This window comes from Variovorax raffinosi (genome assembly GCF_051216615.1).
Taxonomy (GTDB): domain Bacteria; phylum Pseudomonadota; class Gammaproteobacteria; order Burkholderiales; family Burkholderiaceae_C; genus Variovorax.
This window is the reverse complement of record NZ_JBPJZR010000003.1, coordinates 347,857-369,686: the sequence shown is the minus strand read 5'-3', so window position 1 is coordinate 369,686 and position 21,830 is coordinate 347,857. Positions and strand designations below refer to the sequence as shown.

Annotated in this window: 19 protein-coding genes; 17 read left to right on the top strand and 2 right to left on the bottom strand. The window is 67.6% G+C overall.

Translation table 11 applies throughout. The features are described 5' to 3' along the window. The first annotated feature begins 6 nt into the window (after positions 1–6). From ACSFB7_RS12845 to ACSFB7_RS12785, 13 genes are all read left to right on the top strand, one after another. On the top strand, positions 7–1,017 hold the full coding sequence (locus tag ACSFB7_RS12845) for a FecCD family ABC transporter permease (RefSeq protein ID WP_435470591.1): 1,011 nt from the start codon (positions 7–9) through the stop codon (positions 1,015–1,017). Further along, positions 1,014–1,799, top strand: coding sequence for an ABC transporter ATP-binding protein (locus tag ACSFB7_RS12840; protein ID WP_435470589.1), 786 nt, complete (start codon positions 1,014–1,016; stop codon positions 1,797–1,799). The genes ACSFB7_RS12845 and ACSFB7_RS12840 overlap by 4 nt, the downstream gene beginning before the upstream one ends. Positions 1,800–2,167: 368 nt before the next feature. Beyond that, positions 2,168–2,737, top strand: a complete 570-nt coding sequence (cobO, locus tag ACSFB7_RS12835; protein WP_187110673.1) for a cob(I)yrinic acid a,c-diamide adenosyltransferase — start codon at positions 2,168–2,170, stop codon at positions 2,735–2,737. Between the two features lie 5 nt (positions 2,738–2,742). Continuing rightward, positions 2,743–3,441, top strand: coding sequence for a 5,6-dimethylbenzimidazole synthase (bluB, locus tag ACSFB7_RS12830; protein WP_435470587.1), 699 nt, complete (start codon positions 2,743–2,745; stop codon positions 3,439–3,441). Beyond that, positions 3,441–3,914, top strand: coding sequence for a MotA/TolQ/ExbB proton channel family protein (locus ACSFB7_RS12825; RefSeq protein WP_093241296.1), 474 nt, complete (start codon positions 3,441–3,443; stop codon positions 3,912–3,914). Before bluB ends, ACSFB7_RS12825 begins: the two co-directional genes overlap by 1 nt. Then, positions 3,911–4,267: a DUF2149 domain-containing protein gene (locus ACSFB7_RS12820; RefSeq protein ID WP_435470584.1), complete on the top strand. Its 357-nt coding sequence runs from the start codon at positions 3,911–3,913 to the stop codon at positions 4,265–4,267. Before ACSFB7_RS12825 ends, ACSFB7_RS12820 begins: the two co-directional genes overlap by 4 nt. Beyond that, complete coding sequence (gene cobN / locus ACSFB7_RS12815; protein WP_435470583.1) at positions 4,264–8,304, top strand: cobaltochelatase subunit CobN; 4,041 nt, start codon at positions 4,264–4,266, stop codon at positions 8,302–8,304. Before ACSFB7_RS12820 ends, cobN begins: the two co-directional genes overlap by 4 nt. 21 nt (positions 8,305–8,325) lie before the next feature. Beyond that, complete coding sequence (gene cbiB, locus ACSFB7_RS12810) at positions 8,326–9,303, top strand: adenosylcobinamide-phosphate synthase CbiB (RefSeq protein WP_435470581.1); 978 nt, start codon at positions 8,326–8,328, stop codon at positions 9,301–9,303. Continuing rightward, a complete protein-coding gene (locus ACSFB7_RS12805; RefSeq protein WP_435470579.1) occupies positions 9,300–10,322 on the top strand; it encodes a pyridoxal phosphate-dependent aminotransferase in 1,023 nt (340 codons plus the stop codon). Before cbiB ends, ACSFB7_RS12805 begins: the two co-directional genes overlap by 4 nt. A gap of 33 nt (positions 10,323–10,355) precedes the next feature. After that, on the top strand, positions 10,356–10,709 hold the full coding sequence (locus ACSFB7_RS12800) for a CidA/LrgA family protein (protein WP_187110667.1): 354 nt from the start codon (positions 10,356–10,358) through the stop codon (positions 10,707–10,709). Continuing rightward, a complete protein-coding gene (locus tag ACSFB7_RS12795) occupies positions 10,706–11,434 on the top strand; it encodes an LrgB family protein (protein ID WP_435470577.1) in 729 nt (242 codons plus the stop codon). Before ACSFB7_RS12800 ends, ACSFB7_RS12795 begins: the two co-directional genes overlap by 4 nt. A 35-nt stretch (positions 11,435–11,469) precedes the next feature. Continuing rightward, positions 11,470–12,021, top strand: coding sequence for a GNAT family N-acetyltransferase (locus ACSFB7_RS12790; protein WP_435470575.1), 552 nt, complete (start codon positions 11,470–11,472; stop codon positions 12,019–12,021). 59 nt (positions 12,022–12,080) lie between these two features. Beyond that, entirely contained in the window at positions 12,081–12,545 is a 465-nt protein-coding gene (locus ACSFB7_RS12785) for an OsmC family protein (RefSeq protein ID WP_187110665.1), read from the top strand. A 30-nt stretch (positions 12,546–12,575) separates the two neighbouring features. Here ACSFB7_RS12785 and ACSFB7_RS12780 read toward each other — a convergent pair whose 3' ends face one another. Both ACSFB7_RS12780 and ACSFB7_RS12775 read right to left on the bottom strand, forming a co-directional pair. Further along, positions 12,576–13,346, bottom strand: coding sequence for a flagellar brake protein (locus ACSFB7_RS12780; RefSeq protein WP_435470572.1), 771 nt, complete (start codon positions 13,344–13,346; stop codon positions 12,576–12,578). A gap of 184 nt (positions 13,347–13,530) precedes the next feature. After that, complete coding sequence (locus tag ACSFB7_RS12775; protein ID WP_435470570.1) at positions 13,531–14,445, bottom strand: LysR family transcriptional regulator; 915 nt, start codon at positions 14,443–14,445, stop codon at positions 13,531–13,533. Positions 14,446–14,681: 236 nt separating this feature from the next. Here ACSFB7_RS12775 and ACSFB7_RS12770 point away from each other — a divergent pair, with 236 nt between their 5' ends. From ACSFB7_RS12770 to ACSFB7_RS12755, 4 genes are all read left to right on the top strand, one after another. Continuing rightward, positions 14,682–15,566, top strand: a complete 885-nt coding sequence (locus tag ACSFB7_RS12770; protein WP_435470568.1) for an alpha/beta hydrolase — start codon at positions 14,682–14,684, stop codon at positions 15,564–15,566. A gap of 150 nt (positions 15,567–15,716) precedes the next feature. Then, positions 15,717–16,967, top strand: a complete 1,251-nt coding sequence (locus ACSFB7_RS12765) for an efflux RND transporter periplasmic adaptor subunit (RefSeq protein WP_435470566.1) — start codon at positions 15,717–15,719, stop codon at positions 16,965–16,967. Positions 16,968–17,007: 40 nt separating this feature from the next. Continuing rightward, positions 17,008–20,283, top strand: coding sequence for an efflux RND transporter permease subunit (locus ACSFB7_RS12760; RefSeq protein WP_435470564.1), 3,276 nt, complete (start codon positions 17,008–17,010; stop codon positions 20,281–20,283). A gap of 24 nt (positions 20,284–20,307) precedes the next feature. Beyond that, a complete protein-coding gene (locus ACSFB7_RS12755) occupies positions 20,308–21,798 on the top strand; it encodes an efflux transporter outer membrane subunit (protein ID WP_435470562.1) in 1,491 nt (496 codons plus the stop codon). The last annotated feature ends 32 nt before the right edge of the window (positions 21,799–21,830 follow it).

The window sequence follows — 21,830 nt, the reverse complement described above, 5'->3', positions numbered from 1 at the left end:
GCGCGCATGCAAACCGCACACCTGCGTCGCGTGCTTCTGCTCGGCGTCGGCCTGCTGGTGCTGGGCGCCGCGCTGCTGCTGTTCGGCCTGGGCATCGGCAGCACCGGCTTCGAGAGTCTGCTGTCGGCGCGGCACGATCCGGTGGCGCTGCAGATCGTGTGGGACATCCGCCTGCCGCGCACGCTCGGCGCGTGGCTTGCCGGTGCGCTGCTCGGGTTGGCGGGCGCGGTGGCGCAGGGGCTGTTCCGCAACCCGCTGGCCGACCCGTACCTGCTGGGCAGCGCCTCGGGCGCATCGCTCGGCGTGGCGGTGGCGCTGCTGATGTTCGGCGGCTCGGCCGCGAGCATGCAATGGGTGATGCGGCTCGGCCTCACCGGCGCCGCCTTCATCGGCGCGGTGCTCGCGGTGATGCTCACGCTGATGCTGGCGAGCGGCGTGCAGCAGACGCTGCGCCTGTTGCTGGCCGGCGTGATCGTCGGCGTGGTGCTCGGCGCCGCGAAAGACCTGATCACCATCGCGTCGGCCGACATCCTGCAGGCCATCCAGGGCTTCGTGCTCGGCAGCACCGGGCTGGTCGGCTGGAGCGCCTGTGCCGTGATGGCCATGGTCGGTGTGGTCTGCGTGTTGCTGGGCTGGGCGCTGGCACCGGTGCTCGACGGGCTGGCGCTCGGCGAGGCCACCGCGCGCAGTCTCGGCCTGCCGCTGGGCGGGATGCGCGCCGCTCTCGTGGTGGTGCTGGCATTGGCCACCGGCGCGGCGGTGGCGCAGACGGGCCTGATCGCTTTCGTTGGGCTGGCGGCGCCGCATCTCGTGCGCTCGATCGTCAAGACCACGCATGCGCGGCTGATCCTGTTGTCGGCGCTGATGGGCGGCTTGCTGCTGATGGCGGCCGACCTGCTGGCACGCTGGCTGATCGCCCCGCAAGAGCTGCCCGTGGGCGTGCTCACCGCCGTGCTCGGCGGCAGCTACCTGCTGTGGCTGATGCATCGCCGCAGCGCAAGAGGTGGCCTGGCATGAGCGACAACGACCTCGTTCCGGCCCTCGAAGCCCGTACCGTGAGCGCTACCCTCGGCACGACCGAAGTGCTGCACGGCATCGACCTGAGGCTTTCTTCCGCGCGCTGGACCAGCATCGTCGGGCCGAACGGCGCGGGCAAGTCGACGTTGCTCAAGGCGCTCGCCGGCCTGCTGCCGCACGGTGGCGAGGTGCGGTTGTTCGGTGAAGCACAAGGAAAAATTCCGGCCCGTGTTCGCGCCCAGCGCCTCTCGTGGCTCGGCCAGAGCGGCACGGGCGAGGGCAGTGCCGACGACCTGATGGTCTACGACATCGCCATGCTCGGCCGCCTGCCGCACCAGCGTTGGTTGGCCGCCCCGAGCGCGGCCGACCGCGAGGCCGTGGAACGCGCCCTGCGCAGCACCCAGGCCTGGGACTGGCGCGACCGTCCGCTGGGTCAGCTTTCGGGCGGCGAGCGACAACGCGTGTTGTTGGCGCGCGCACTCGCGGTCGAGGCCGAGTTGCTGTTGATGGACGAGCCGCTGGCCAACCTCGACCCGCCGCATCAGGCCGACTGGATGCAGACGGCCCGCGCGCTCGTCGCCGAAGGCAAGACGGTGGTGAGCGTGTTGCACGAATTGCCGATGGCGTTGGCTGCGGACGAACTGGTCGTCATGAACCACGGGCGTGTTGTGCATCACGGAGGCTGTGGAGACCCGGTCACCCATGCGGCGCTGGAGAAGGTGTTCGACCACCGTATCCGGGTGCATCGGGTCGCGGACCAATGGATTGCGTTGCCGCTATGAACAGCGGTGTACGAAGAGGGCGCTGCTGCTGTTCAGGGCGGCACTCACGCCGACACGGTGCTCTTTTTCGCGAATGTCCCCCGCTTCGCTCCTCCTTTATTTCGCGAAAAAGAGCCCCGTATCGACGTGAGCGTTGGACGGAGCGGTCGTTAATCGCGAGATCAATAGCAGCGTGCCCCTGTGCGAATGACGCCAGGTGCTCCCCGCAGCGAAATAAAGGAGGAGCGAAGCGGGGGACATTCGCGGAGGGGAGCACCTGGTGTCATTCGCACGCGCCCTGAACAGCAGTGCTCCCAAACCAAAGCCCAAAGAACACAAGAAGCGACTCAAAGCGCAACGCCAGCCAGCGCAACAGAATTGGAAATCCGATGCAAATAGAAACCCCTCCCAGCGAAAAGCCGTACGAGAAGCCCGAAGGTGAACGCCGTGGCATCGTCATCGTCAACACCGGTGACGGCAAGGGCAAGAGCACCGCTGCCTTCGGCTTGGCGCTGCGCGCCCACGGACGTGGCAAGGCCGTGAAGATCTACCAGTTCATGAAGGTGCCCTCGGCGCGCTTCGGCGAGCACCGCATGTTCGAGCAGATCGGTATTCCGATCGAAGGGCTCGGAGACGGCTTCAGTTGGAAGAGCCAGGACCTCGAACGCTCCGGCCAGCTCGCGCGCGACGGCTGGGAAAAAGCCAAGGCGGCGATCCTCTCGGGCGAGTTCTTCCTCGTCGTGCTCGACGAGATCACCTATCCGCTCATCTACGGCTGGCTGCCGCTCGAAGGCGTGCTCGAAACGCTGCGCGCGCGGCCCAAGCACGTGCACGTGGTGCTGACCGGCCGCCGCTGCCCGCCCGAGATCATCGAGCTGGCCGACACCGTGACCGAGATGACCATGGTCAAGCATGCGTTCAAGGCCGGTATTCCTGCGCAGCGCGGTATCGAGGACTGAGCCCGATGGCGCAAGCATTTGCAGCCGGTGAGGTGGAGGCGGTCTACCGCGCCATCCACGAACGGCGCGACATGCGGCACTTCGCGGCTGGAGAGGTTGCGCCCGATGTGCTGCGTCGTTTGCTCGAAGCCGCACACCACGCGCCCAGCGTCGGGTTCATGCAGCCGTGGCGCTTCATCCGCGTGCGCGGCCAGGGGTTGCGGCAAAGCCTGCACGACACCGTCGAGCGCGAACGCGTGCTCACGGCCCGTGCGCTCGGGCAGCGCGAAGACGAGTTCATGCGCCTGAAGGTGCAAGGCCTGCTCGATGCGGCCGAACTGCTGGTGGTGACGCTGGCCGATGGCCGCGAAAAGCACGTGTTCGGTCGCCGCACTCTGCCGCAGATGGACCTGGCCTCGGCCTCCTGCGCCATCCAGAACCTCTGGCTCGCGGCGCGCGCCGAAGGGTTGGGCATGGGCTGGGTGTCGCTGTTCGATCCGGCCGAGGTGTCGGTGCTGCTCGGCCTGCCGGACGGCGCCGAGCCCATCGCCTTGCTGTGCCTGGGCCCGGTGCACGATTTCTACGAAGAGCCGATGCTGCAGCGCGAACGCTGGGCCCGGCGCGAGCCGCTGTCGGCGCTGGTGTTCGATGAATGCTGGGGCCGGGCTTCGGACCTGTTTGCCGAGGGTCCATCCACCAACCCATCGCCTGTGGAGCCCATCTGATGCTGGCCTTCGATACCGTTCTGTTCGAGCTTGCGCGCCTGTTCCTCTGGCCCGTGACGCTTGGGGTGCTGCTGTCTTTTGTCTATGCGGTGTATTGCCTCGGCGCCTTCGGCATCGAGTACCTGCAGCGCCGCCGCGACCCGGCGCGCGTGCTGACGCTGCAGCGCCATGCCGATGCGAGCCAGGAGCAGATGGAGCTGGTGGTGCTCAAGCAGCTCGAAGGCGTGCGCCTGTGCAGCCGCGTGGCGCCGATGCTGGGGCTGATCGCCACGATGATCCCGATGGGGCCGGCGCTGGTGGCTGTGGCCTCGGGCGAATCGCAAGGCGTGGCGCAGAGCCTGGCACCCGCGTTCGCGAGCGTGATCGTGGCGCTGGCTTCGGCCTCGATCACCTTCGTGGTCTACACCGTGCGCCGGCGCTGGCTGATGCGCGAACTGGTGACGGTGCTCGATGCGCGGGACCGGCTGTCATGACCAGACGGCAGTTCTCGATATTGAGCAGCCTCGACAGCGATGACGACGACCCGGTGCTGTCGACCATCAACCTGATCGACGTGTTCATGGTGGTCATCGGCATGCTGATGATCGCGGTCATCAACAATCCGATGAATCCGTTCGCGCAGGACAAGCTGACCATCATCCGCCACGAGGGTCAGCCGGACATGGAGATCATCACGCGCGAAGGCCAGAAGATCACGCGCTTCAAGGCAAGTGGCGCGACGGGGCAGGGCGATGGCGAGAAGGCCGGCACCGCGTGGCGGCTGAAGGACGGCACGATGGTTTACGTGCCGGCGGATGCGGTGCCTGCTGCGCAGGGCGGGAAGTGACGCGATTCTTCTTCTGGCTCCTGTTGGTGGGGCTGGGCTTCTTTGTGCCAGCCCAGGCCCAGCAGGCTGCTGCTTCGCGCATCGTGGTGCTCAGCACGTCGCTGGTGTCTCCGGCGCGCGTGGTGCGGCTGCAGGCGGCGGCGCGCGAGGCGGGGCTACCGTTGCAGGTGGTGTCGGCCTCGCAGGATTCTCCTGATGCATTGGCTGCCGCACTTGATGGCGCACGGCTGCTGGTGATCGACGCACCGCACATCAGCGTGGCGCAAGCCGCTGCAGCGCGCTTTGGCGATGCGGTCTCACGCAGTACTGTGCCCTACGTGCTGGTCGGCGAATTCGCGCTCGTGGCCAAGGGACAGGCTTCCAGCGCCCCTCCGTTGATGGCCGAGCGCGGTGTCGATGCCGCGTGGGCGCAGCGCTTGCGCGAGTACTGGCGCTTCTCCGGCTCCGCGAACCTCGGCGCGGCGATGAAGGCGATGGCGCAGGTGGGCGACCTCGCCGGCTTGCCCGCACCTGTGCCATTGCCGCTCGCCGGCCTCTATCACCCAGGCTGGACGCGCATCGAAACCGACATCGTCGCGCTGGACCGCCTGCCGGGCGCGAGCGGCACAGTCGCTATCGCGATCAACAGCGCCACCGTGACCAGCGACGACACCGGCTGGCTCGACAGCCTGATCGCCTCGCTCGAACAGCGCGGCCTGCGCGCCTATGCTTTCTACGGTCCACGCCAGCAGAAGGACCTGTTCTTCCGCATGACCCATGGCGCGGGTGCAGACGAGAAGCGCGCGGCCGACCTGATCGTCAATGCCTCGCTGGTCTTCAGCCCCAACGAACGCAAGACCGAGCTGGAGCGCATCGGTGTGCCCGTCCTGCAGACGCTGCCATCGCTGGCGATGGACGCCACGCAGTGGGCGCAGAGCAAGGACGGGTTGGCGCAGACCGACATCGCGTCCTACTACAGCCCGAGCGAACTCGCCGGCATGACCGACCCCATGCTCGTGAGCGCCCGCGATGCCGCGAGCGGCACGCTGCAGCCGTTGCCCGCGCAGATCGATGCAGTGGCGGACAAGGCCGCCGCCATGCTGCGCCTGCAGCGCACGCCCGCGGCGGACCGCCGTGTCGCGATGCTGGTCTACAACTACCCGCCGGGCGAGGCCAATTTCGGCGCCTCTTTCCTCAACGTGCCGCGCAGCGTGAACAACATGCTGGCGGCGATGAAGTCCGCCGGCTACCGCACGGACATTCCCGGCGCCGATGCACTCATCGCGCAGGTGCAGGCCACGATGAAGGCCTACTACCCGACGGAGCAGGGCGATTCGCTGCAGCCGCTGCTCGACAAGGGGCTGGCCGATGCGCTGCCGTTGTCGCGCTATGTCGCGTGGTTTCGCGCGCTGCCTGCGGATACGCAGCGCCGCATCGAAACCTACTGGGGCCCGCCCGAGAAGTCGACCATGCTGCGCCCGGTTGCGGGCGAACCGTCCTTCGTGATTCCGCGTGTGCAGTTCGGCAACGTGGTCGTGCTGCGCCAGCCGCCGCGCTTCGAGCCCGGCACGCAGGTGGCGGGCAAGGCCGAGCAGGTCTATCACCGCTCGGCCATTCCGCTGAGCCACAGCTACCTGGCCACCTACCTGTGGCTGCGCACGAAGTTCGGCGCCAGTGCGGTCGTGCACGTGGGCACGCACGGCACGGTCGAATGGTCGGCGGGCAAGGAGCGGGGTCTCTCGGTGCAAGACGATCCGCTGCTCGCGCTCGGCGACCTGCCCAACGTCTACCCGTACATCATGGACAACCTCGGCGAGGCCACCACCGCCAAGCGCCGGGGCCGCGCGACGATGGTGAGCCACTCGACGCCGATGTTCGCGCCTGCGGGCTTTCGCCCCGGCGTGCAGGCGATGCACGAGCGCATGCATGACTGGGAGACGCTGTCGCCTGGCCCGGTGAAGACCGCGATGGAGCGACAGCTCACTGGCGAGTTCGTCGAACAGCATTTCGACCGCGACCTGAAATGGACGCCAGCACAGATCCGCGCCGACTTCGCTGGCTTCATCGCCGTGCTGCATCCGTACCTCGATGAACTGGCGCAAACCGCGCAGCCGCTGGGTCTGGCGACCTTCGGGCAGGCGCCGGATGCGGAACGCCGTCGCATGACGATCCTGCAGATCCTCGGCAAGCCGCTGGTGGAGGCCTTGGGCGAAGACATCGACGAAGCCTTCCTGGTCGACGCGAAGAACGTGGCCGCCTCGCGGCCGGCACGCTGGGTCGAACTCGCCCTGACGGATGCGCAAGCAGCCGGTGCCATGGGCAAGACGCTCGCCGATGTGCAGCGCCTTCTCGCACTCGCCCAGCGCGCGCAGAAGCTCGATGGCGTGCTCGCGCACAACGAGGAAATCGAAGGCCTGCTGACCGCGCTCGATGGCCGCTACCTCAAGGCCAGCTACGGCGGCGACCCGGTGCGCAACCCCGACAGCCTGCCGACCGGCCGCAACCTCTACGGGTTCGACCCGAGCCGCGTGCCGACGCGTGCGGCCTGGGAGACCGGCGTGGCCGCAATGGACGCCTGGATTGCCGAGCACGCGAAGACCCACACCGGCAAGGCACCCGAAAAGATCGCCTTCACGCTCTGGGCCGGCGAGGCGTCGCGCCATCAGGGCGTGCTGGAGAGCCAGGCCTTCTACGCCATGGGCGTGAAGCCGCGCTGGGACGATGCCGGCCGCATGACCGGCATCGACGTGATCCCGGCGCAGGTGCTGGGCCGTCCGCGCATGGACGTGCTGGTCAGCGTCACCGGCTCCTACCGCGACCAGTTTCCGAACGTGATGCGCTGGCTCGACGAGGCGGTGCAGCAGGTGGCCGCATTGCCCGAGGCCGGCAACGCTGTCGCACGGCACAGCGAGGCGCTGGCACGCAAGCTGCATGCGGAAGGCGCAACGCCGGCCGAGGCCACGCGCTGGTCGACCGCGCGCGTGTTCTCGAACGAGCAGGGCAGCTACGGCGCCGGGCTCGAAGAGGCCGCGCTGGCGAGCGATGTCTGGGTCAAGCAGAACCGTGGCGGTGGCGACGCGCAGATGGCGCAGCTCTACATGGACCGCATGGGGCACGCCTACGGCAAGGGCCTCGACGGCGCGGCGCGCCCTGGCGCCTATGCTGGCAACCTCATGCAGGTCGATGCGGCGCTGATGGCGCGCAGCTCCAACCTCTACGGCGTGCTGACCAACGACGACCCGTTCCAGTACCTGGGCGGCATCGCGCAGGCCGTGCGGCAACTCACGGGCAAGGACCCCGCGCTCTATGTGCAGAACCTGCGCGATGGCAGCGCGGTGCGAACCGACACTGCCGCCGGCGCCATCGCACGCGAGATGCAGACGCGCTACCTGCATCCGCAATGGATCGAAGCGCAGAAGGCCGAGGGCTACAGCGGCACGCTGCAGGTCTTGAAGACCGCGCAGTTCCTGTGGGGCTGGCAGGTCACGGCTCCGGGCACCGTGCGGCAGGACCAATGGCAATCGCTGCATGAGGTCTATGTGCGCGACAAATACAAGCTGGGCACGCGCGAATGGCTGGAAGGTGACAACCGTGCCGCCTTCGCGCAGACGCTGGAGCGCATGCTCGATGCGGTGCGGCTGGACTACTGGAAACCGGATGCGAAGACCCGGCACGAGCTGGCACTGGCTTATTCGGAAGCGGTGCGTGCCACCGGGATGCGTGAACGGAATACGGCGGTGCAGCGGTTTGCGCAGGCGGAGTTGGCATCGGCCGTGGCACCCGTGGCACCGAAGTTGAATGCGCCGGTGGTGCCCGTGGTCGTCGCTTCGCCATCTGCTGCACCTGCTCCCGCGCCCGAGCCCACAACGCCGACAGCCGAGCCGGCACCGGACAGCACACAGCCCGTCACCGGCCTCAAGCTCGAACCCACGGCCGACGCAGCACCTGCGCCCACGGCCGACACGCTCGTCTTCCGCCTCTGGATCGCATTCGGCGCGGCGCTGCTGGTGGCGCTCGGTGCATGGGTGCAGTGGCGACGCGGCAAAGCCCCCGCCTGATTCGCGAGAATGGCGGCTCTCATGCCCCACGCCACTCTTGAATACGCCCTTGCCGTCGTCGCCGCCCTGTGGCTCGCACTGGCCATCGACCGCTGGCTCGGGGAGCCGCCCGCGCGTTGCCATCCGGTCGTGTGGATGGGGCAGTACCTCGGGTGGATCGGCTCGCGTGTCGCGCCATGGCCGAAAGATGCGAAGCGCATCGATCTGCCGGCTTTCTTCATCGGTGCGCTGACCTGGTGTGTGGGCGCAGCCGCTGTCGGCGGCGTGGCGATGATGCTGCAAGGGATGCTCATGGCGTGGCTTCCCTTGTGGGTCATGGCCGTGCTGCTGGGCCTGTTGCTCAAGCCGCTCTTTGCATGGCGCATGCTGCGCGACGAAGTGCTGGCGGTCGACGCCGCGCTGGCCGTGTCGCTCGACGCCGGCCGCAAGCAGCTGGCGAGGCTGGTGAGCCGCGATGTGTCCATGCTCAGCGAACGCGAGGTGCGCGAAAGCGCCATCGAATCGCTCGCTGAAAACCTCAACGATTCATTGGTGGCCCCGCTGTTCTGGTTCGTGCTGCTGGGCTTGCCGGGAGCGGCGTTCTACCGTTTCGCCAATACGGCCGATGCCATGTGGGGCTACCTCGGCGAGCGCAATGGGCGCGATTGGACATGGTTCGGCAAATGGGCCGCACGCGCGGACGATCTGCTCTCGTGGCTGCCGGCGCGGCTCACTGCGCATTTGCTCATGCTCGCGGCATGGCGCTGGCCGGTGGGCCTGACCGACGAAGCGCGCCGCACGCCATCGCCCAACAGCGGTTGGCCGATGGCGACGATGGCCTTGCTGCTCGGCGTGCGGCTGGCCAAGCCGGGGGTCTATGCATTGAATGCCGAAGGCCGCGCGCCGACCGCCGCCGACATGCAGCGCACCGCGCTGCTCGGCGGCCGGGCCGTTTTTGCTGCGGCTGTTCTGGCGTCGTTGGTGATCGTGGCGGCCACGGGCTGGAGGTGGTGGGCATGACGCCAGATCGCACCGCCAACGCCGTGCACGGCGGTCCCGATGAATGCGGTGCCGCACTGCATGACTTCTCGACCAACGGCAACGCGGTGGGGCCGTACCCTGCTGCCGTGGTCGCGATCAGCGCCGCTGATGCCGCGCACTATCCGGACCCGCGCTACACGGCGCTATGTGCGAGGCTCGCGCGCTTCCACGGTGTGGCCACCGAACGCATCGTGATCGCGGCGAGTGCGAGCGAGTTCATCCATCGCATCAGCGCCGCTGTTGCGCAAGGCGGTGGCTTGCAGGTCTGGTTGCCGATGCACAGCTACGGCGACTACGAGCGTGCCGCGCAGGCCTGGGGCTTGCAGTCGCTGCGCGCGCCGGCATCGCATGCGTCCGCAGCGCTTCGCTGGTGCTGCGAACCGTCGAGTCCCACGGGACAGGCGCAGGCCGATCTGGTGGAGCATGCAGCAAGCACCAACGGCATCTGCGTGCTCGACATGGCGTACGAGCCGCTGCGCCTCGAAGGCCGCGCATCGCTCGATGCGACGCAACGCGATCGCGTCTGGCAGTTATGGACGCCGAACAAGGCCATGGGCCTGACCGGCATCCGCGCCGCCTATGCCATCGCACCCGATGGCGAAGACGCCGCACCGCTGCTGCAACGTTTGGATCGGCTCGCGCCGTCGTGGCCGCTGGGCACGCACGGCGTTGCGCTGCTCGAAACCTGGACCGGCGACGAAGCGCAGGCCTGGCTCGCGCAGAGCCTGCAGACTCTGCGCGTGTGGAAGGCCGAACAGCACGCCATCTGCGAATCACTGGGTTGGCACTGCCTGCCCAGCGACGGCAATTTCTTCTGCGCGCGCACCGACCGGCCTTATCCCGCGCTGGCCGCAGCGCTGCGCGCCGACGGCATCAAGCTGCGCGACTGCGCCTCCTTCGGTCTGCCGGGCCATGTGCGCATCGGCGTGCTCCCGCCGCAGAGCCAGCAGGCCCTGAAAGAAGCCTGGACACGCGCGGCCGCTTCCGCCGACCATTGATCGATCGAACGGATATCCAGAAGAACAACACACATGCTCTACGCCATCACCACGCTCTTTCTTTGCCAACTCGCCGGCGAATTGCTGGTGCAGTGGCTCAGCCTGCCGATCCCCGGTCCGCTGATCGGCATGCTGCTGCTGTTCGTCGGCCTGCTGGTGCGCGGCGGCGTGCCGCAGACGCTGACCGACACCTCGGGCCATCTGCTGCGCAACCTGATGCTGCTGTTCATCCCGGCGGTGACGGGTGTCATGCTGCATTTCGAGCGGGTGGGGCGCGAGTGGCTGCCGTTCCTTGCGGCCGGCATCGTGGGCGCGGCTTTCACCATGACCGTGACCGCGCTCACCTTCCGCTGGATGATCCGCATTACCGGCAAGGACGCTGAATGACCGCGCCGGCCAAGCTCTCCGAAATCTGGGTCTTCCTTGCCCAGTCGCCGCTGCTGTGGCTGTCGCTCACGCTGCTGGCCTACCTGGGCGCGCTGTGGCTGCACACCCGCAGCGGGCGCAACCCGGTGGTCAATCCGGTGCTGGTGTCGGTCATCGTCATCGTGGGTGTGCTGCTGGTCACGCGCACGCCCTACGACACGTATTTCGAGGGCGCGAAGTTCGTGCACTTCCTGATCGGCCCGGCCACCGTGGCGCTGGCGGTGCCGCTCTACAGCCAGGTCGGCCGTCTGCGGCGGCTGTGGCTGCCGATCGGCGTGGCGCTGCTGGTGGGCTCGGTGGCGGCCATCGTGTCGGCCATCGGCATTGCGTGGATGCTGGGCGGCTCGCACGAGCTGATCATGTCGCTCGCGCCCAAGTCGGCCACCATGCCCATCGCGATGGGCGTGGCCGAGAAGATCGGCGGGCTGCCGTCGCTTGCGGCCGTGGCGGCTGCCATTGCAGGCATTTCAGGCGCGATCATGGCGACCGGTCTGTTGAACCTGCTGCGCATCAAGGAGCCGGCGGTGCGCGGCTTCGCGGTCGGCATGGCCGCGCATGGCATCGGCACGGCGCGCGCCATCCAGGTCAATGAAACGGCGGGCGCATTCTCCGCGCTGGCCATGGGGCTGAACGGCATCGCGACGGCCTTGCTGGTGCCGCTGATCGTCAAGCTGCTGGGCGCTTGAAGAAGATGGCGCGCCCCGACACCACTCCCCAACCGTTGAAACTTGTCTGGCCCTCGAAGGCCGGCCTCGACAGCTACGTGTCGGCCCTGAACCGGGGCTGGGCACGGGACGAGTCGCGCCCCGGCTCGGGCTCCGAAGAACGCGCGCAGATCGAAACCGATGCCACCCAGTTCCTCGCGAGCCTGGTGGACCGCGACGCCAAGGGCCCGCCCGTCACCATGCCCGACGGCTCGCTGGTGCCGCGGCTGCCCGGCTACAAATGCTGGATGTGGGACGGCGAGTTCTGCGGCAGCATCGACCTGCGCTGGCAACCGGGCACCCAGGCCTTGCCCGCTTACTGCCTGGGCCACATCGGCTACAGCGTGGTGCCGTGGAAGCAGCGCAAGGGCTATGCGACGCGGGCACTCGGCGGAATGCTGACGCTGGCGGCGGGGGAGGGGCTGAAATGGGTCGAGGTCACGACCAGCCCCGACAACTTCGCGTCGCAGAAGGTGATCCTGGCCAACGGCGGCGTGATGGTCGAGACCTTCATCACCTTGCCGAGCCAGGGCAGCCTGACCAAGTTTCGCTACCGCATCGACCTCTGAAGCCGGCCTCCGCCGTGGCGCAAAATCGCGCTCTTGCAACACACGACGGAGCGCATGCCATGGCCCAGTACACCGCAGAAATCCTCTGGCAGCGGGGCGAGCAGGATTTTCTCGGCAACACCTACAGCCGCAGGCATTCGCTGCGCTTCGACGGCGGCGCGGAAGTGCCGGGCTCTTCGTCGCCGCACGTGGTGCCGCTGCCGATGTCCGATGCGTCGGCCGTCGATCCGGAAGAGATGTTCGTCGCCTCGCTGTCGAACTGCCACATGCTGTGGTTTCTCACGATGGCGGTGAAGCGCAAGTTCATCGTCGACCGTTATTTCGATGCGGCCATCGGCGTGATGGAGAAAAACGCCGAAGGCAAGACGGCGATGACGGTGGTCACGCTGCGGCCGCAGGTGACGTTCTCCGGCGAGAACATCCCGACGCATGAGCAGATCGACCAGATGCACCACCGGGCGCACGATGAATGCTTCATCGCCAATTCGGTCAAGACCGAGGTGCGCTGCGAGCCGGTGTACTGATTTCCGGACTGACCGCCGGTCCGCGCGATCTCAACGCACCAGCGCGTTGCTCTTCATCTCGAGCTGCGTGATCAGGCGCTGCAGCCGGTTTTCAACGCTGCCCGGCAGCACCAGGAAACGGAAACCCAGTTGATGGCGCCGCGTGCCGTTCGGGAGTGCGGTGGGGCGGTGCGACACGAGCTCCAGGTCGAGCGAAAGCCGGCCGAGCGTGCCGAGCGACAGTTCGCAATTTCGCAGGTACGTGCCGATCGGCAGTTCGGCCACGCGTTCGTCCGTGGTGCGCATGCCGACGCCGCCGAGCGACAGGTCGTGCACCTCGAAGCGGAACGCATCGCCTTTGGGCAGGCGGCCCGTGCACATGTACGCATCGACGATCGGCGTATCGACGCGGAAGTACTTTCTGCGCTGCAGATAGACCAACACCTCGGGAAAGTCGACCTCGAACGCGGGCAGGCCTTCGTAGCGGGTCTCACGCGGCGAGGTGGTGGCGAATTCGATGCGCACGCCGTCCGGCTGGGCGCTGAAATGGCAGCGCGGCGCGGCCAGCAGGCCCCGGTTCTGCTCGGGCGACGCGCCCCAGTCGAAGATGAAGGTGCGCGCGCGCACGTCCACGTCCAGAAGCTGCGTCACGAGCTGGCCGCCTGCGAATTGAACGCTGAGGAAATCGCTGCCGCTGGCGAGGTTGCGCAGCCGGGCGCCGATCTCTATCGGGTTTCGGCGGCCGAATTCGCTCGCACTTTCGTCTGGCGGGGTGTGCGTCTGGTCGGGCGCGTCGGCCTGGCCGTTCGACTGGTTGTCCATGAGGTTGCCGGAATGTATGTTCTTGTAGGTGCGGTCTTCGGAGAAGCCGCGGCATGCGCCGGCCGGAGTTTAGGTGCCCGCAGTGAAACATTTGCTGCAGGCCTCATGGCCGGCAAGGCCGGCGCGATCGGCACGATCGGCGCCACTGGCACCGCGCGCCCCGGCAGGCACCCTGCGCGCGCTGTCAGCGGCGCTGCAGCCGCGGATTCTTGGCAAACAGCTCGGCTGCCCAGTCCACGAAGGCCCGCACCTTCGCGCTCAGGTGGCGGTTGGGCGGGTAGACCACGTGGATCGGCAAGGGCTCGCGGCTCCAGTCGGACAGCACCTCGACCAGCGCGCCGCTTTCCAGCAGCGGATCGGCCATGAAGGTGATGCACTGCGAAATGCCGAAGCCGCCGAGCACCGCCGCCATGTGGGCGTTGCTTTCATTGACCGACACGCGGTAGGGGCCGTTCAGCTCGATGTGCTCGTCGCCCTTGTGGAACTCGTGCGGGTACACGCGCCGCGTGGTGCCCGAGAAGTAGCTCACCACGCTGTGGCGCTTCTCGATGTCGTTCGGGTGCTGCGGCGCACCATAGCGCTTGATGTACGCCGGTGACGCCACGGTGACGAAGTGCAGCGTGCCGATGCGGCGCGCCACCAGCGACTGGTCGCTGAGTTCGCCTGCGCGGATCACACAGTCGACGTTGTCGCTGATCAGGTCCACCGTGCGGTCGCTCACGCCCAGGTCGACCTGGATGTCGGGGTAGCGGTCGCAGAAGGTGGCCAGGGCGGGCAGGATGATCTGCTGCGCCACCGAGGTGCCCACGTCGATGCGCAACCGGCCCGTGGGGCTGGCCTGCGCATTCGTCATGCTGGCTTCCATGTCGTCGAAGTCGTTCAGCAGGCGCGCCGCCCGCTCGAAGTAGGCCGCGCCGTCGGGCGTGACCGTGACACGGCGTGTCGTGCGGTTGAGCAGCTTCACGCGCAGGCGCGATTCGAGCGCCTGGATCTGCTTGGTGACGGTGCCCTTTGGCAGGGCGAGCGAGTCGGCGGCCCGGGTGAATGTGCCGGCTTCCACGACGCGGACAAAGATCCGCATGGCCTGGATTTGATCCATTGAATGCCTGTTCTGGGAGACCCGGCCCACACCGGGGGAGCGGATTCTCACATAAGCGGGTAATCCCCTAAGACCCGCCCGAAGGGAGACCTTGCGGCATGGACACCGGGTGTCGATCCGGCCCAGCGTGCATCCGATTGTTAGCCGTTTGGAAACAGAGTAGGGGCATGTTCCCTGTTTAACGTCACAGAGGGCGCCTTATATTTCACTCATCGCCCATTCCCCCGAGGTCGCCCATGTCACCCGCTTTATCGTCCCGCTCCGCCGAAGCTGCTGCTCTCGCAGCGGCGCAAGGCGTGGAAGCCGATCTTTCGATCGAGCTGCCAGGCCGCGCGCCGGTCGGTGCCCGCGTGTACGGGCAGCGCGCCAAGGGTGAAACGGTGCCGCTGGTGCTGCACTTCCATGGTGGCACCTTCATTTGCGGCAACCTCGATAACGGACGCAACGTGGCACGGCTGCTGGCCGGCTCGGGCGCGGTGGTGGTCTCGCTGGCGTATCCGCTGGCACCGGAGTCGCCGTTCCCTGAGCCGATCGAAGTGGGCTATGCCGCTCTCGAATGGCTCTACAAGCAACGCGTCAAGCTCGGCGGCAAGGGTGCGCAGGTGTACCTGGCCGGCGAAGAAGCCGGTGGCAACCTGGCCGCCGCGGTGGCGCTGATTGCGCGCGACCGAGCACATCCGCCGGTGGCGGGCCAGATCCTGCTGTCGCCCATGCTCGATCCGTGCGCCGGCACGGCCTCGCTGCGCAAGGCCACCAACGACGCGCCCGAATGCCGCTGGGCCACGGGCTGGGAAAAGTACCTCAGCTGCCCCTCGAACGCCACGCACCCCTATGCCGTGCCGAGCGGATCGTTGCGGCTGTCGGCCCTGGCGCCCGCGCTGGTGCTGGTCGGTGCAGACGACGCGATGCGCGACGAGGCGCTGACCTTCGCTGGCCGCCTGCGTGCCGCCGGCATCGAGGTCACGAGCAGCGTGCTGCCCAGTGCCAGGGATTGGCCGAAGGCGCTGTACGACACCGAAAGCAACGCCTGCGTGGCCTGTGAGGCCACCGTGCAGCAGCACTTCCGTGAGTTCTTCAGTGCGACCACGCCGCCTCCCGCGGCACCCAACCACCCCAGCTAGCTAGTTCCAGCCTACCAGGCTGCCTGATCGACACGCTGCCAGCGCGGCAGCGTGCGAGGGCCCCTTTTTTTCCGAAATCCGCCTCCCGGTGCCGAAAAGCACCGGGGTGGCCTGTTGCATCCAAAAAGTCATCGAGAAGGACGAACCATCATGTCGAACAACAAGCAAAAGCTCTCTTCCGTTGCCCGCAAGGGCCTGTGGCCCGCCGTCACGGGCGTGACCGCATTGCTGGCCGTGGCGGCCGCCGTGCTGGGCATGCACAGCTTCAAGGCCGAGGCCACGGCGCCGGTGGCTGCGCAACAAGGCACGCCGGTGTCGGTCGCCACCGTGGCGTCGAGCGAGATCAATGCCTGGGACGAGTTCTCGGGCCGCCTCGAAGCCGTCGAGCGCGTCGATGTGCGATCCCGCGTGGCGGGGGCGGTGCAGTCGGTGCACTTCCGCGAAGGCGCGCTGGTCAAGCAGGGCGACCTGCTGGTCACCATCGACCCCGCGCCGTACGCGGCCGAGGTCGAGCGTGCCGAAGCACAAGTCGCGTCGGCACAGGCCCGGCAGTCGTTCAGCCGCAGCGAGCAGGAGCGTGCCAAGCGCCTGTGGGACGACAAGGCCATCGCCCAGCGCGAGTACGACGAGCGCGCAAACGCCGGCAACGAAGCCAATGCCAACCTGCGCGCGGCGCAAGCCCAGTTGCTGACGGCGCGCCTGAGCCTGGGCTACACGCAAGTGCGTGCCCCGGTGTCGGGTCGCATCGGCAAGATCGAAGTGACGGTGGGCAACCTCGTGGCGGCCGGTCCTGGCGCCCCGGTGCTGACCACGTTGGTGTCGGTCAGCCCGATCTACGCGAGCTTCGATGCCGACGAGCAAGTCATCACCCGGGCCCTGAAAGACCTGCCGAGCGGCTCCAGCGCACGCGGCCAGATCGACACCATTCCCGTGCAGATGGGCACCGCCGGCCTGGACGGCACGCCCTACACCGGCAAGCTGCAACTGATCGACAACCAGGTCGACGCCAAGAGCGGCACGGTGCGCGTGCGGGCCTCGTTCGACAACAAGGACGGCTCGCTCATCCCTGGCCAGTTCGCCCGCATCCGCATGGGCCAGGCTCGCAACGACACCGCACTGCTGGTGAGTGAACGCGCCATCGGCACCGACCAGAACAAGAAGTTCGTGATGGTCGTGGGTGAAGACAACAAGGCCGTCTACCGCGAAGTGGCGCTGGGCGCTTCCATCAACGGCCTGCGCGTCGTGAGCAAGGGCCTGAAGGCGGGCGACCGCATCGTGGTCAACGGCCTGCAGCACATCCGCCCGGGTGCGCTGGTGGTGCCGCAGACCGTGACCATGGACGCGAAGGCGGACAGCAAGCAACAACAACCGGAACGCGTGGCCGAGGCCGCGAAGTCCTGAAACCGGAGGGGAGCGCACCAGCGCTCGCCGGAGAACCAACATGAATCTCTCTAAATTCTTCATCGACCGGCCGATCTTTGCCGGCGTGCTGTCGCTATTGATGCTGATAGCCGGCCTGATCGCGCTGCGCGGGCTGCCGATCTCGGAGTACCCGGAAGTCGCGCCGCCTTCGGTGGTGGTGCGCGCCCAATACCCCGGCGCCAATCCGAAGGTGATTGCCGAAACCGTTGCCACCCCGCTCGAAGAGCAGATCAACGGCGTCGAAGGCATGCTCTACATGGGCAGCCAGGCAACCACCGACGGCGTGCTCACGCTCACCGTCACCTTCCGCCTCGGCACCGATCCCGATAAGGCACAGCAACTCGTGCAGAACCGCGTCTCGCAAGCCGAGCCGCGCCTGCCCGAGGAAGTGCGCCGCCTGGGCATCACGACTGTCAAGAGCGCGCCCGACCTGACGATGGTGGTTCACCTCGTTTCGCCGAACAACCGCTACGACATCAACTACCTGCGCAACTACGCGGTGCTGAACGTGAAGGACCCGCTGGCACGCATCGAAGGCGTGGGCCAGGTGCAGATCTTCGGCGGCGGCGACTACTCGATGCGCGTGTGGCTCGACCCGCAGAAGGTCGCGCAGCGCGGCCTCTCGGCCTCTGACGTGGTGGCTGCCATCCGCGGCCAGAACGTGCAAGCCGCGGCCGGTGTGGTCGGCGCTTCGCCGGGCCTGTCGGGCGTGGACATGCAGCTCTCGATCAATGCGCAAGGGCGCCTGCAGAGCGAAGAAGAGTTCGGCGACATCATCGTCAAGAGCGGCACCGACGGCGCCGTCACGCGTCTTCGCGACATCGGCCGCCTCGAAATGGGCGCCGCCGACTACTCGCTGCGTTCGCTGCTGAACAACGACCCGGCCGTCGGCATGGGCGTGTTCCAGGCACCGGGCTCCAATGCGCTCGACATCTCGTCCAACGTCCGCAAGACGATGGAAGAGCTGAACAAGAACATGCCCGAAGGCCTGGAATACCGCATCGCGTATGACCCGACGCAGTTCGTGCGTGCATCGATCGAATCGGTGATCCACACGCTGCTCGAAGCCATCATGCTGGTGGTGCTGGTCGTGATCCTGTTCCTGCAGACGTGGCGCGCGTCGATCATTCCGCTGCTGGCCGTGCCGGTGTCGGTGATCGGTACCTTCGCGGTGCTGCACATCCTCGGTTTCTCGATCAATGCGCTGAGCCTGTTCGGGCTGGTGCTGGCCATCGGTATCGTGGTGGACGACGCCATCGTGGTGGTGGAGAACGTCGAGCGCAACATCGAGGCGGGGCTCACGCCGCGTGAAGCGACCTATCGCGCCATGCGCGAAGTGTCCGGGCCCATCATCGCGATCGCGCTGGTGCTGGTGGCCGTGTTCGTTCCGCTGGCTTTCATCAGCGGCCTGACGGGCCAGTTCTACCGCCAGTTCGCGGTGACCATCGCGATCTCGACGGTGATCTCGGCCATCAACTCGCTCACGCTGTCGCCGGCCCTTGCCGCACTGCTGCTGCGCGGCCATGACCAACCCAAGGACGCGCTGACGCGCGGCATGGACAAGGCCTTCGGCTGGCTGTTCCGCGGCTTCAACAAGCTGTTCCATCGCGGCTCGGAAGCCTACAGCGGCGGCGTGAAGCGCGTGATCTCGCGCAAGGCGCTGATGCTGGCGGTCTACGTGGCGCTCGTCGCCGTGACCTTCGGCCTGTTCAAGGCGGTGCCCGGCGGCTTCGTGCCGGCACAGGACAAGCAATACCTGATCGGCTTTGCCCAACTGCCTGATGGCGCCACGCTCGACCGCACGGAAGAGGTGATCACCCGCATGGGCGACATCATGAAGAAGAACCCGAACGTGGAAGACGCCATCGCCTTCCCGGGCCTGTCGATCAACGGCTTCACCAACAGCTCGAACTCGGGCATCGTGTTCGCCACGCTCAAGCCCTTCGACCAGCGCAAGCGCGCCGATCAAAGTGGCGGCGCGGTGGCCGGCCAGTTGAACGGTGCCTTCGCCGGCATCCAGGACGCGTTCATCGTGATGTTCCCGCCGCCACCGGTGGCGGGCCTGGGCACCACGGGCGGCTTCAAGCTGCAACTGGAAGACCGTGCCTCGGTCGGCTACGACCAGATGGACGCGGCAGTGAAGGCCTTCATGGCCAAGGCACAGGCCGCGCCCGAGCTGGCCGGCATGTTCACGAGCTGGCAGGTCAACGTGCCGCAGCTCTATGCGGACATCGACCGCACCAAGGCCCGCCAGCTCGGCGTGCCGGTGACGGACATCTTCGACACCATGCAGATCTACCTGGGCAGCCTGTATGCGAACGACTTCAACAAGTTCGGCCGCACCTACAGCGTGCGCGTGCAGGCCGATGCGCCTTACCGCGCCCGTGCCGAAGACGTGGGCCTGCTGAAGGTGCGCTCCACGAGTGGCGAGATGGTGCCGCTGTCCGCGCTGATGAAGGTCAATTCGACCTTCGGGCCGGAACGCGCCATGCGCTACAACGGCTACCTGGCCGCCGACATCAACGGCGGCCCGGCACCGGGCTATTCGTCGGGCCAGGCGCAGGACGCGATCACGAAGATTGCGGCCGAGACGCTGCCCAAGGGCGTGAGCTTCGAGTGGACCGAGCTGACGTACCAAGAGATCCTGGCCGGCAACTCCGCCTTCCTGGTGTTCCCGCTGGCCATCCTGCTGGTGTTCCTGGTGCTGGCCGCGCAGTACGAAAGCCTGACGCTGCCGATCGCGATCATCTTGATCGTGCCGATGGGCATCATGGCCGCGATGGCGGGCGTATGGATATCGGGGGGTGACAACAACGTCTTCACGCAGATCGGGCTGATCGTGCTGGTGGGGCTGAGTGCGAAGAACGCGATTTTGATCGTGGAGTTTGCACGGGAGCTGGAGTTCGCCGGACGCACACCCGTGCAAGCCGCGATCGAAGCCAGCCGCCTGCGCCTGCGCCCGATTCTCATGACCTCGCTGGCCTTCGTGATGGGCGTGCTGCCCCTCGTGCTGTCGACCGGCGCGGGCTCCGAAATGCGCAAGGCCATGGGCGTGGCGGTGTTCGCCGGAATGATCGGCGTGACGGCCTTCGGCCTGTTCCTGACGCCGGTGTTCTACGTGCTGTTGCGCCGCCTGGCGGGCAACCGGCCGCTGAAGCTGCACGGCGAAGTGCCGCATGGCGACGACTTCGTGTCGGCCGACCATCCGGTGACGCCGTCGCAAGGTGGCTCGGGTGGAGGCAGCCTGCATCCGGTGCCTGCCTCGCCGCGCCCCTCGCACGGCTCGCATGACTGATCGAGAACGAGAAGAAAGCTGATCATGAAATTCTCAGTACAACCTCTGGTGAGGCCGCTTCGCATTGCCTTGCTGCCGCTGATGGCCGCCCTGGTGCTGGCCGGCTGCGCCACCGTGCCTTCGGGCGTGCCTGAAATCACGACCACGGCCCAGTTCAAGGAGCAGGGCCCCACGCCGCCCGCCGGCTTCACGCGGGCTGTGCCTTCCGAGGCACAGGCACGCGGTGCCTGGTGGCTGGCGTTCAACGACCCGGTGCTCAATGGCCTGGTCGAGAAGGCCGACGTCAACAACAACAACATCCAGGCCGCAGCCGCGCGGCTGGCCGAGGCCCGCGCGCTGGCGCGCATCGTCAACGCCGACCGCCTGCCGCAGATCGGCCTGAGCGCCGGTGCCAACCGTGGCGCGGGCCTGGACAAAGCCACGGCCAGCACCCGCCCGGCCACCATGACCAATGCGGGCGCCACCTTCTCGTACGAGCTGGACCTGTTCGGCCGCCTCTCGGGCGCCAGCAATGCGGCCAAGCTCGATGCGGCCGGCCGCGAAGCGCTGCTGCAAAGCACGCGGCTCGCGGTACAGGCCGAGGTGGCCCAGACCTACCTGCAACTGCGTGCACTCGATGCCGAACGTGCCCTGGTGCGCGAGCAGGTCGAGGCCTACCGCGACACGCTGCGCCTGTCGCAGCGCCGCGAGGCGGCCGGCGACATCGCCGAGCTGGATGTGGCGCGGGTGCAGACCGAGGTGTCGTCCACCGAATCCGACGCACTGGCGCTCGACCGCCAGCGCGCCCAGGTGGAGCACGCGCTTGCGGTGCTGGTGGGCGATTCGGCCTCCAGCTTCGGCCTGCGCACCGACGCGTGGGCGACGGTGCTGCCGTCCATTCCGCCGGGCGTGCCCGGCACGGTGCTGACGCGCCGGCCCGACGTGTCGGCCGCGCAGAGCGCGGTGCTGGCGGCGCAGGCCCGTGTCGGCGTGGCGCAGGCCGCGTGGTTCCCGGACATCTCGCTCACGGGCGCCGCCGGCTATGCCTCGCCCGAGATCGGCGACCTGTTCAAGTGGTCGGCCCGCTCGTGGGGCGTGGGCGCGCTGCTGTCGCTGCCGATCTTCGACGGCGGCCGGCGCGACGCCGGCGTTCAGAGCGCCAATGCGCAGCTCGACGGTGCGTTGGCCAGCTACCGCTCGCAGGTGCTGGTGGCCTTCCAGGAGGTCGAAGACCAACTGGCCGCCATCCGCATCCTGCAGGAGCAATCGGTGGTGCAGGCGCAGGCCGTCACCTCGGCCCAGCGCGCCACCAGCCTGTCGGACACGCGCTATCGCAACGGCTACATCAGCCAGCTCGACCTGCTGGACGCCCGCCGCAGCGAACTGCGCAACCGGCGCCAGGCGCTGCAGGTGAAGTCGGCGCAGTACCAGGCTGCGGTCGGGTTGATCCGCGCCATCGGCGGCGGCTGGGAAGTGCCGGCGGCCGTGGCTTCGGCACCCGCCGCGGCACCGGCGCAGGCGGTTGCCGCCCGCTGAGGGAACGCCAGAGTTTCAGAGTGAAAGCCTGA